The following is a 12,114-nucleotide window of genomic DNA, read 5'->3' as shown; positions in this document are numbered from 1 at the left end:
AATTCCTACTCCATACTTTTCTGTTGTTCCTGAATCAAACGGATATTGAAACGTTCTGTTTCATTCAGCACATCTTCCTCAAAATCTTTTGGATCAATCATTCCTTCATACCAGCTGCATTGATTAAAATACCTCTGCAATTCTTCATCAGCAAACCGCCTGCCATGTCTTGCATAAATCTCGTTTCTTGCAATCCGCAGCTGACTGGCTGAAAGATTCCATAAATCCGGCTCCTGCAAAAGGCTATCGCTGCTGTTAGGAAATACAAATTCAGAGCCGTCATATTTTGCAGTATCAGACTGAATCCGGAAAGTATCCTGTATTTGACTGATTTCACGATGCATTTTATTGTATTCTTCCATTATGGAACTGTCTTCCATATAAAACGTCACATCTGTGGGCAGTGACATTACATATACATAGGGACCATCATATCCCCATATATCATAGTCTGGCAGATTAACATAGCTGCAGTCCGAGTACGTCTGAATATAGAATAAAACCCCATCCCCCATCAAATCATAAGATTTTTTCTGATGGTAGCTGCACCCTCCTTTAAACTCATTTCTGACAGCCAGGCGATTCCATTCTTTTGGCAAATCCAGCTTAAAGCCTGGCGCCTGGGAGTTAGAAGCCTGAACAGTCTGCTCCTGCTCCGTTTCCGACATCTCTGTTTCCATCGGCTCTTCTTCTGCCTTCTCGGTAGCATTTGTTTGCTGTATGAGTTCTTCGGCTTTCGTCTCTTCATATACTCTCGTTTTACTTGTTCCCCAATGATGTGAACCCATTAACATAAGGATTCCAAACAGCACCGTGTAAATGCCAAGTACTCCGGTTAAAACAATCCGGCACACAAGTCCGGTCTTATCTTTCAGGAAGCCGGTAGATTCCACATAGGTACAAGCTCCATATCCCATCGCCTCCCTGACTGCTATATTTTCAGGGCTGTAGGAAAGCAGATTACCGCATATATTTTTTGCCTTCTCCATTTCACCTGCTTGTTCATAAACATTCATCTGAATAGGCATGAGCGGTATGCAATGATATGCGTCTGGATAACGATCACAATATACATTTACATAGGCTTCCACCTGCCCAAATTTCTGATCTGTATATGCCTTCCTGATTTCAGATAACAGAAGCATCGCCTCTCCTATCCTTTTTAATTGGGGATGATTTTTAACAAGCTGCTTCTGGTGTGAATATTCTGTTTCGGCATCTTCTTGCCTTCCCAGCCCTATGAAGCATACGTAGCATAGATTGCTGTGAGCCAGCTGCATCAGTTTCTTTTCCTGAACGCCCTTCCAGCCAAAATCAGCCAGCTTCAGCGCCTGCTCATATTTTCCAGCCCTGGCAAGTCCGGCGGCAGCATTATGTACTTGTTTTTTATAGTAGGACTGCAGCCTATAGGGACCATAGGCTGCCTCCATTAAAAAAGCTGCCGCCGCAGTAAGGGGCCGGTTCTCTTTTGTAAGTACCTCCATATGCTTTTTTGCCCAATAAGCTTCCAAGGCACCGCCTAAGCTTAAAATCACCAGAGTTACTATAAAAACAATTCCTATGTAGTCTAATGAATTCAGAAAGACCCACTTGTAGAAATATTCCTGGAAAATGTAAAAACCTGATCCGAAGGCGAATAATAATATCAGACATCGGTTCCAGTATCGTCTCCTGTCATGAATCAAAAACCACCGCTTCCCCGCCTCAAATGCTGCCTGATTCTCTGCGTCATCCGTAAATTCCAGTAATCTTTCTTTTGTATAGTTTCTCTTTTTACCATTATTTTTAAAAAGCAGAAAAATGCCCAGTACCCCAAATATGGCAACGGCAAACACGTAAAGGTACACCCGAATATTTGCCATCTCTCCCTGACTATAGTGAATTGAAGACAAGCCCACAGAACTTAACAGTTCCCATTGCCAATTATCTGTGTTGTCAAAGCCAAACAACAAAAGATGGATCGGCGTGCTGTCTGATGTTTTTTCCCTGATATTTCCCTCTATTGTCTGTCTCGTCTGATGCTCTTGCAATTTTCCGGTATAGCTGACCGTAACATGAACATCTTTTTCCGCAGCAAAGATATCAACATCCTCGCTATTTGCCCCAACATTGATTACAAAGCTCTGCTTTGCTGGCATAATTTCTATATCCAAATAATGCAGCCGCTTTCCTTCCATCAAAGCGATCCACAATACAAAGCAGCCGATCAAAATGCACAACCCATAATACAAGTAACGCATTTTGCTTAACTTTACTCCGCCTTTTTTATTCACTCTTCCTCCCCCGCAAAAACATATAGAATAATTTAATGATAGCATAAAAATGAATGAAAGGAATAACGAAATCATAAATATTTCCAAACGAATTATATTAACAGCAAGCAGATCACCGAAGGATTGATCCCCGAATCCCTGCAACATACAAAAAACAAGGTACAGATTATTACTCCTGTACCTTGTTTTCTACTATTGGCTCATAATCATAAGTGTAGATGCCTGGTATAAAATTTGCGGCCAGCATCATAATTCACTTTCATAATGCAGCTGTCCGCATGCAGCACTAATTTCAGAGCCAAATTGCGTTCTAATCGTTACGCTTATACCGGCCTTCTTTAGAATGCCGCCAAATTGTCTGATAGCACTTGAAGATTGAAATTTAAAAGCTGTTTTGTCCGTGGAATTATAAGGGATTAGATCAATGTGATATAAATGTCCCCATGAACCGCGGCTTTTCAATAAACTTACAACTGCTTCTGCATGATCTTTGGTATCATTCATTCCTTCAAGCATAATATAAGCAATAAACACTCTCCGACCCGTATGAATGATATGTTCATCTAATGCTTTCATTACTTCATTCAATGGAAATCTTTTATTTATAGGCATTAAATCGCTTCGTTGTTTATCAAATGGTGAATGAAGGGAAAAGGTCAGATTCACTTGTGGAAATTCTCTGGTCAATCTTTGAATTCCCGGTATAATGCCAATTGTTGAAACAGTAATTCTTCGCTGCCCTAATCCAAATAAACTTTGATCCGTTAAAATTTTTACGGCGTCAAATAACTCCGGATTTGCAAGAGCTTCACCCATTCCCATAAACGATACGCTATTGAGTTTATGAGAATTAAAAAGGAAATAAAGTAATTGGTCAGTGATCTCATCAACCGTAAGATTACGTTTAAAACCAGCACTTCCCGTTGCACAAAAGCGACAGCCAAAACCGCAGCCGCATTGGGTAGATATGCAAAACGATTCCCATCCCTGCTTATATTTTAGTCCAACAGCTTCTATTTTTTCTCCATCAGATAATTCGAACAGCAATTTTTCAGCTTGTTTGGAATCTTGTATAAAAACAGGTTTTACACTTGATACACAATTTCCAAACTCATTTACCAAAGCCATCCTTAACGCTTTTGGCAGTATCTGCATATTATCAAAATTATCTATTCTTTGATGAAAAACAGCATTTATAATCTGTTCGTATCTATAATCAGGTAATTTCATATCTGATACTATTTGTTTCATTATTTTATATTTTGTTTTTGTCTGTTTCACGCAGGCTTCCTCCTCACTTTAAATCGTTAGGAAGCAAAGCCAGTATGATTAGCGACTTATCCTACTCCATGCAAGCGTCGCCCAAAACATCCGGCTTTGCATGGAGCCTATTGTGTGTTGCTATTATTAACTCTTTATACATATTAATTTCCTTTTCCACTTTATAATTTAATTGTTTTTGTTGCCACATTTTCACAAAATGTTCTGTCATGCTCAACAAACAAGATTGTCAGTTCATGCTCTGTTAATAATTTCTCAATCTGCATACGGGAAATGACATCAATAAAGTTTAATGGCTCATCCCAAATATATAAATGTGCCCGTTCACAAAGACTTTTAGCAAGTAATACCTTTTTCTTCTGTCCTCCGCTAAAATCCTCGATATGCTTTTCAAACTGTTCTCTTGAAAAATCAAGCTTTCTAAGCATTGATTTAAATAAGCTCTCGTCAATGCCGTTCTTATCCGCATACTCAGATAAATCACCATATAAATCTGATGTATCTTGTGAGACATAGGAAATGATTAAGTTGTTGTTCTTTCTTACAATTCCACTATGAGGGATGTCATCTCCATAAATCAATTTTAAGATGCTTGATTTTCCACTGCCGTTCTTTCCTTGAACAGCAATTTTTTCACCTTGCTCAATGGTGAAACTTATTCCTTCACAGACAATTTTATCATCATAATTAATTGTAACATCTGTTAACTCCACAAGCTTTTTATCATGGAACTTAGACGGTGCTAATTTTAAGCTTTCATTTGATTCAATATTTTTAAGAAGCTTTGACTTTTCCTCTATCATGTTTTGTTGTCTGGATTCTATATTTTTAGCACGCTTCATCATTTTTGCAGCTTTATGTCCAACGTATCCTTTATCTAATTTGCTTCCGGAATTAGTGGTTCCAAACTTACTGCTTTCAACATTATCTGACCAGGTGGAGGTCCGTTTCGCCGAGCTTGAAAGTCTGTTAATGTCCTTTTTTAATTTTTCATTTTCTGCAAGCTCAAAATTATCCTGTAATTCTTTATTTCTCCACCATGAAGAAAAGTTTCCCTTTTGTATTTCGATATTCGTTTTATTAATAGACAAGATATGATCTACACAATTATCTAAAAAAGACCTGTCATGGGAAATCAGGATAAATCCTTTCTTCTTTTTCAAGTAATCACTCAGTTTTTGCCTGGCTTCAGCATCCAAATGGTTGGTTGGCTCATCGATCAGTAAGAAGGATTTCTCCTTCAAAAACATGGCAGCCAACAGTGCTTTCGTCTGCTCACCTTTCGATAGTGTATAAAACTGCCTATACAAAGTGTCATAATCCATATCTAATAATGATAATTCTTTAACTATCTCCCAATCCTCTGAATTTGGACTGATTTCCCTTATGATATCTATGGTGAAATTACTTTGTTCCTCCACTTCATAAGGAAAATATTCAAACGTCACATTCGCAGAAATGCTTCCGCTATATTCGTATTTGCCCAGCAAAAGATTTAGAAAGGTAGTCTTCCCTCTGCCATTTCTTCCGGTAAAGCCTAATTTCCAATCGGTATCAATCTGAAAACTTACATTTTCAAAAATATTATCATAACTACCTTCATAAGCAAAGGTTAGATTTGCTACATTTATTAAAGACATATTTTTGTCCTCCTCTGAATTTAATCATATAAATAACAAAGTCGGAACAATCAGGCGACCTTATTATTACTCCATATATGTGCCGCCTGCAGTATCCGACTCTATATGGATATTAACATGTGTTATCAAAGTGTCTGTATTTATCATAATTTATTAATCCTCCTTATAAAATTTTATAAAAAATAAGAGCTGCAAGAATTAATTATTCTTACAGCTCATAAATATACGCAGTTAAGCTAAAAATTATAGCACAACACAAGTGTATAAATTAAGAGAAAAAAGAATATCTTTCTTGCATGAGTACAACAAAACAAACAGGACAGCCCTGTTTCGCCTTGTATTAAGTGTACTGGAAAAATTAGCAAGAAAAATTAATCATTTTTTCACCTCGAATTATTTTTTATTATTGTACTATTATTTACTTGAAAAGTCAACAAAGAGTGGCTAAAGAAAATCTTTTTCTAATATGCTGACACCAAATTCATACTCAGACAGTATAACCAGCGGCTTTTATTGGCAAAATTTACGGTGTTCGATTCGATATCTCCTTCTCTATAAAGTCTTTGGAAATATTCATTGCATGTATGATCGGAGTGAATCGTCTGTACGGAATAGTTTCTTTGTCATATTTAATTTGAGCCTTCTCAGTTTTGCTTATGATTGACAGAACAGGCGGTAATGCTTTTATTAAATCAGTTTTAGTATACATTCCTATATTACTATCTTTTTCTATTAAAGCTTTTGAAATATACAAAGCCTTAATTCTATTCTTTAAAAGAGAATGCTGCGATGTACCTTCTGCAAATTTTAATTGCATTTTTTCACAATTTTTGATGGTAGTAAATATAAGCTGTAATGCAGCATCCAGCTCTTTTTGCGAATAATTTTCCATGTATTCACCTCGTGAGATCAGCGTCAGGCTGGAATTCAGCCAAGGTTTTCATGCTTTTCAATTTTGGGGGTTATACAGATCAGAAGTGTCAAAATTAGCAACAGTCCCACAAACACTTTCCCTATATAAGACAACATCGCTGTTGTTATGACAGAAATTTCAAACAACTGAGGCAGTATCCACAGCGCCCCAAATGCCCCTAACACCATTGTAACACAAATAAATACACGCAGCTTTGTAAATGGAATACAACTTTTAATAACCGAAAGCATAGATACCAGAATTAAAAGCATGTACATAATCGTCTGCCTTTGCTGTGTATCAAATGGTAAGGTAAGGCTGATAAAAATGATTCCGGCTGTAATAGTCAGCGCAAATGGTGCTGCATTTGCCAATGCTGTCCTTAAGAAAGAGCTGCGGACTCTCTTCGTATTCGATTCAAAAATTGTCAGAAACGATGGATACGCTTCAATAAAAGCGTCAATCAGCGTAATTTGAATTGGAATAAACGGAAAAGGCATATTAAACAGCAGGAAGAAAATAGACAGCAGCAAAGAATAGATCGTTTTAATAAAAAATACCCCTGCTGTTCTGGTCACATTATTAATCACTTTTCTTCCTTCCAACACCACCTGCGGCAGATTTGCAAAATCTGAATCCAACAATACGATCTGTGAAATCTGGCGGCTGGCATCACTGCCTTCGGCTATTGCGATAGAACAATCTGCTTCTCTAAGGGCTAAAAGATCATTCACACCATCGCCAGTCATCGCCACCTGATGTCCTGCGCGCTTCATAGCCATCACAAGCAACTGCTTTTGTTTCGGCGTCACCCGGGCGAATACAGTATACTTCATGCATATGCTGTCATAATCCATGTCCTCTCCAAAGGAGGACAGATCGACTGCATTTTCCCAATCCTTTAATCCTGCTTTCTTCGCGATGATAGACACTGTTTTGATATGATCACCGGAAATAACTTTTACGTCAACGCCTTCTTTGCGAAAATACTCCAGTGTTTTTGCAGTGCCTTTTCGAATATTATCTTCTAAAATAACGGCGCACAGCGGTTCAATCTCATCCGGCAGTTCTCTTTCATTTTGCCATTCACCATCGTAAATGCCTATTATAACAGCACGGCAGCCCTTTTCAATCTGGTGCTCTACAGCCGCAGGCAATACGTTCATAATCCGCTCAGCCGCACCGATGAATACTGTTCCGGCAGTGTTAAAGCTGACCGCGCCCCACTTCCGAAGGGAGGAAAATGGAATTTTATATGTCTGCTGGTACACAGAATTTGTTCCAAAATGTTCTTGAAGAGCCTGAAAGGTTGCGTTATTATCATCACTCGCAGCAAGATAAGACTGAATCAGCGGTGACAGTTTTTTATTCGGAAAATCCCTTAACGGAAGCACTTCCTTAACCTTCATCTTACCGTCTGTAATGGTTCCCGTTTTATCAAGGCACAGAACATCCACATGCGCCAGTGTCTCCAGAGAATAGATATTCTGAACCAGAATCTTCATATTTGCCAGACGGATAACGCCGTTTGCAAGCGAAACAGCAATCAGGAGCACCAATCCTTTGGGAAGCATCCCCAAAAGTGCCGCCGAAGAAGATACGACCGCATCCGAAACCAATACTTGCCTGAGCATGATTGCTTCAAGGAACAACAGAATCCCCAACGGCACAATAAGAAAGCTTGTAAAGCGGGTCACCTGTTTCATGGAACCGAGCAATTCAGACGAAACACTCTTAGTTTTTTTTGTTTCCTCCATGAGCTTCACGGCATAATTTTCACTGCCTACGTGCGTTGTTTTCGCATAACACTTTCCAGTAACGACAAAGCTTCCGGAATAAAGCTCGCTGCCCTCTGTCTTTAATATGGCATCACTTTCGCCGGTTAGCAGCGATTCATTAACTTCTGCCATACCGCCAAGCACAATCCCGTCATTACAGATTTGATGTCCGCTTTCCAGTACCATTACATCATCTATAACGATGTCCTCGGTTTCAACAACGATCTCTCTGCCATCTCTTATCAATTTTGCCTTTGGCCGGTTTAAGATCGACAGCTCGTCTATCAGTTTTTTCGCTTTTAGTTCCTGTGCAATCCCGATTATAACATTGATAATAATAATGACAATAAAAATCATATTGGAATAAGCACCGACAGCAAAAAGCAATGCCGCAATAATAAAATTGAGCAAATTGAATAATGTAAAAATGTTTTCTTTAAATATCTGCGCCTTGGTTTTTGTAATGGAACCTGGTTGTTTTCCCAAATCTCCCCGTTCTTTGCGTTCCTTTACTTCCTGCGCAGACAGACCTTGCATTGGTGCCTCCATATTTTCCTCCATTTATATCCAGTCTTATTTTCCGTTTATTAACCATATCATCGAACATTCACCACTTTCATCATCGGATGGACAGGCTGAACATCAGTCCTTTTATCTTCCACTTGCTATGCCAGTTCAGATAAGTTATATTATCTAAACATAAAGTCCAGTTAAATTGAAGTTAAACTCTTCATAAACTAAACAGTTACCCTGATATGGCAAAATTACATTTCATGCGATATAAGAAAGCAGCAAATATTTTTTAATTGTTTATGCAGGGTTAAAGACTAATAAAAAAAATTATGCTATACTTTTAAATATTGTTTACATGGCGGTGTTTTATATGAAAATAAAAGCAATATTTTATAAAAATATAACAATAAAAAAACGGCTTGTTATTTCCAATATTCTGATGATCATTGTACCAGTAGTAATCACTTCATTTATTGGAATTGTTTGTGCTGGCATTCTCTGGTTTGTCGTCACATCTGGCTCGGGTCTTGGTTTTAATGACAGCGAAGACTTTTATAAGGCCAGCCGGGGCATTTCCATGATCGTCGAGAAATCACTGAAAAAAGAAAAGAACGCAAACCTTGCGGAGGATCTGGCTGGGATCAGCAGGATACTGGACAGAAACTCCATAGCGTTATCTGTGGATTCTTCCGGTAAAACTCTCTATCAGTATGGGAGTGCAACCGATGCAGATAGAATTCTGATGGAAGCTGAAGCGATATTGGGAGGAAAAGGCTTTGTTTCCAACGGGAATCGTGAGCTATATGTTCAGCAAGTCGAAAATAATGGCGCCGTTTACCGCATCGCCATTTTTGCCAGCCCTTCAAAGCTATCCTATCGTATCCTGAAAGTTGTCCTTGTAATACAGGCGGTTATTCTTTTGATTGCCATACTCTTCTCTATCCTGCTTACTAACCGATTTCTTACGAAGTTTGTGTTCCAGAAAATCGAACAGCCGCTGAACATTCTTTCTGACGGCGTAAGACAGATCAGCGATGGAAATTTAGAGCACCGCATTGTATATGATTGTCAAGACGAGTTCGCACCTATTTGTGCCGATTTCAATGAAATGGCCGCCCGGCTCAAAGCCTCGGTAGAGCTGACTGACCAGCATGAGCAAAGCCGCAAGGAATTGCTGGCCGGTATCTCCCATGACCTGCGCAGTCCATTGACTTCTATACAGGCTTATGTGGAAGGGCTTCTGGATGGTATTGCCAAAACACCGGAAAACCAAAAAGGATATTTAGAAATCATCAAAAGCAAAGCAGAAGACATTGACCGTATGCTGTCCAAGATTTTCCTGTTCTCCAAGATGGAGCTTGGTGAATACCCAGATAACCCGGAGCTCCTACGGCTTGACGATGAAGTACGGCAGTTCCTACGGGCATTAGGGACAGAGTATGAGGAAAAGGGACTGGTTTTATCCGCCAATGCTCTTGTCCCGGCTGCGGTGTTGGCTGACCCGGACCAGCTTCGGCGTGTGATGACCAACATTATGGAGAACAGCGCCAAGTATAAAACGAAGGATAAAGGTACTCTGACCATCTCCCTGTGGGAAGAAAACGGCGGATACTGCCTTTCCCTTTGTGACGATGGACCAGGTGTTCCAAACGAAGCACTGTCCCACCTGTTCGAAGTGTTTTATCGCAGCGATCCTTCCCGGCAGGATCCTCATCGCGGAAGCGGTCTTGGTCTTGCGATCGCCGCCAATGCGATACAACGCATGAATGGAACGATTGACGCAAAAGCTGGCAAAAACGGTGGTTTGGAACTTGTAATTTGGCTGCCAAAAGCGGAGGAATAATATGGAGAAAATACTGATTATAGAAGATGATACAGCAATCGCAGCAATTGAGCGAGATTACCTTGAAATCCATAATTTTGAGGTGGAAATTGCGACGAATGGAAATATCGGTTTGGAAAAAGCATTACAGGGCTGCTACGATCTGATCCTGCTTGATCTTATGCTTCCCGGTATTGACGGTTTTACCATCTGCCGCAAGCTGCGGGAGACACTGGACATTCCTATCCTGATGGTCACGGCCCGTTGGGAGGATATTGATAAGATACGCGGACTCGGACTTGGCGCAGATGACTACATTGAGAAGCCTTTTTCTCCCAGTGTGCTGGTAGCACGGGTTAAGGCGCACCTGGCTCAATATGCCAGATTGAAGAAATCGGATAGGACCGCGCCGATACAGATTACCTTTGGCAATATCCGCATCAACACCGATACTCGCAGAGTCTATGTAAATGACATTGAAATCGAACTGAAAAACAAGGAATATGAGCTTTTACTGTTTATGGCACTCAACGAAGATGTGGTCTTTAACCGGGAAACGCTTTACGAGCGTATCTGGGGTATGGAGGCCATGGGCGATAATGCCACTGTCGCCGTCCACATCAACCGTCTGAGGGACAAAATAGAGGAAGATCCAGGCAACCCCCGGTATATCCAGACGGTGCGGGGTGCGGGGTATCGGCTTAAGGCGTAAATTTCACAAACAGGCACCTCTGGCACATTTCCGTGCCAAGGGCAGCCCATTTGTGAAATCTGTCATTTATGTTTATACGTATCCGCCCATCAGCTCCCGCAGCTGCTCAAGCAGTGCGCCGCTGCCGGCTATGTTGATATTGCCGACCTGCATGCAGATTCGTTCCAGACACTCTAACTCCTTTAATTTATACAGCGTTTTATTCTCATCCATTAGCTTTGCCGTATTCAGAAGTGACCGAGTGGAAGCCACTTCCTCTCTTCTGGTGATAACATTGGCCTGAGCTTTCCGCTCGGCGATCAGCACAGTATTCATAATCTCCCGGATCTCTCCCGGTAAGATAATATCCTTAATCCCTACAGTCAAAAATTCGATGCAGTATTCATCCTGCATTTCTTTCAGCTGTGTGCAGATAAAACAGGAGATTTCTTCTTTTTGCTCCAGAATCTCATCCAACCGATATTTGCCGATAAATTCTCTGACCACCAACTGCACGCAGGCATATATCTGAGTTTCTTGATTCTTAATGGTCTCAAGCATTCTTTTCACCTGAGTGACCCGGTAAGTACATAACAGATTGACTCTGATACCGATTCGGTCGGCTGTCAGGATTTCCTGGCCGTTGATCTCTAAGGATCTTGCTCTTAAATCAACTACCTGGCATACTACGTCTTTGGCATAAGTCCAATAAAAGTAGGTACCGGCCGCTAATTCGCCCACCATCTGATTGTCAAAATACAAAACACCTGTTTCGCCCGTTTTAATCTCAATTTTCTTATAATATTTTAACGGAATATGTGCCAGGCAGGATTTGGTGATCTCCGCCTTCATTTTCGGCTCTCTCATATCCAACAGTTCATAATCATATCGATTCCAATTGTTCCAATACAAATATACCGGATCGGTCAGCACCTGCTGAACCACACCATTTAATCGCAGAATGCCGATGTGTCCCTCGGGGATCTTGATATGTAAAACTTTATCAGCAAATGTTTGATCCTGCAATAATACCTCTACAGGCAATGTGCCAAAACCGACGGAACCTTCCATTTTTTCTATTACAACTTGATAACCGAGCATTCCCGGGTACCAGTATTTTCCGCAGTATAAGGTTTTGATAAAAATACCATCCTTCATTAAAAAACCGCACTGGTTCTGATTAATTATATATTTCATAGCTTT

Annotated in this window: 8 protein-coding genes; 2 read left to right on the top strand and 6 right to left on the bottom strand. The window is 40.2% G+C overall.

Translation table 11 applies throughout. The features are described from left to right. Positions 1–5: 5 nt before the first annotated feature. From BMX69_RS05805 to BMX69_RS05785, 5 genes are all read right to left on the bottom strand, one after another. The gene (locus tag BMX69_RS05805) at positions 6–2,273 is read right to left on the bottom strand and encodes a YARHG domain-containing protein (protein WP_157724395.1); all 2,268 of its coding nucleotides are present in this window, start codon (positions 2,271–2,273) and stop codon (positions 6–8) included. Positions 2,274–2,519: 246 nt separating this feature from the next. Further along, complete coding sequence (locus BMX69_RS05800) at positions 2,520–3,554, bottom strand: Cfr family 23S rRNA (adenine(2503)-C(8))-methyltransferase (protein WP_054790527.1); 1,035 nt, start codon at positions 3,552–3,554, stop codon at positions 2,520–2,522. 161 nt (positions 3,555–3,715) lie between these two features. Next, positions 3,716–5,194, bottom strand: a complete 1,479-nt coding sequence (locus tag BMX69_RS05795) for an Lsa family ABC-F type ribosomal protection protein (RefSeq protein WP_100041814.1) — start codon at positions 5,192–5,194, stop codon at positions 3,716–3,718. A gap of 523 nt (positions 5,195–5,717) precedes the next feature. After that, positions 5,718–6,086 (bottom strand): hypothetical protein, encoded by a 369-nt coding sequence (locus BMX69_RS05790; protein WP_054790526.1) that lies wholly within the window; start codon positions 6,084–6,086, stop codon positions 5,718–5,720. A gap of 35 nt (positions 6,087–6,121) precedes the next feature. Further along, positions 6,122–8,434 carry an HAD-IC family P-type ATPase gene (locus BMX69_RS05785; RefSeq protein WP_100041813.1) on the bottom strand — a complete coding sequence of 771 codons (2,313 nt, stop codon included), beginning with the start codon at positions 8,432–8,434 and terminating at the stop codon, positions 6,122–6,124. Between the two features lie 334 nt (positions 8,435–8,768). Between BMX69_RS05785 and BMX69_RS05780 the strand changes: the two genes are divergently transcribed. Further along, positions 8,769–10,241, top strand: coding sequence for a sensor histidine kinase (locus BMX69_RS05780; protein WP_100041812.1), 1,473 nt, complete (start codon positions 8,769–8,771; stop codon positions 10,239–10,241). Between the two features lies 1 nt (position 10,242). Then, positions 10,243–10,932: a response regulator transcription factor gene (locus BMX69_RS05775; protein WP_054790525.1), complete on the top strand. Its 690-nt coding sequence runs from the start codon at positions 10,243–10,245 to the stop codon at positions 10,930–10,932. 72 nt (positions 10,933–11,004) lie between these two features. Here the strand turns inward: BMX69_RS05775 and BMX69_RS05770 are convergent, their stop codons facing one another. Further along, entirely contained in the window at positions 11,005–12,108 is a 1,104-nt protein-coding gene (locus BMX69_RS05770) for a slipin family protein (protein WP_242941369.1), read from the bottom strand. Between the last annotated feature and the right edge of the window lie 6 nt (positions 12,109–12,114).

It is taken from the genome of Lacrimispora sphenoides JCM 1415, from assembly GCF_900105615.1.
Taxonomy (GTDB): domain Bacteria; phylum Bacillota; class Clostridia; order Lachnospirales; family Lachnospiraceae; genus Lacrimispora; species Lacrimispora sphenoides.
The sequence above is the reverse complement of the archived record's forward strand: the minus strand, read 5'-3'. Positions and strand labels throughout refer to the sequence as shown.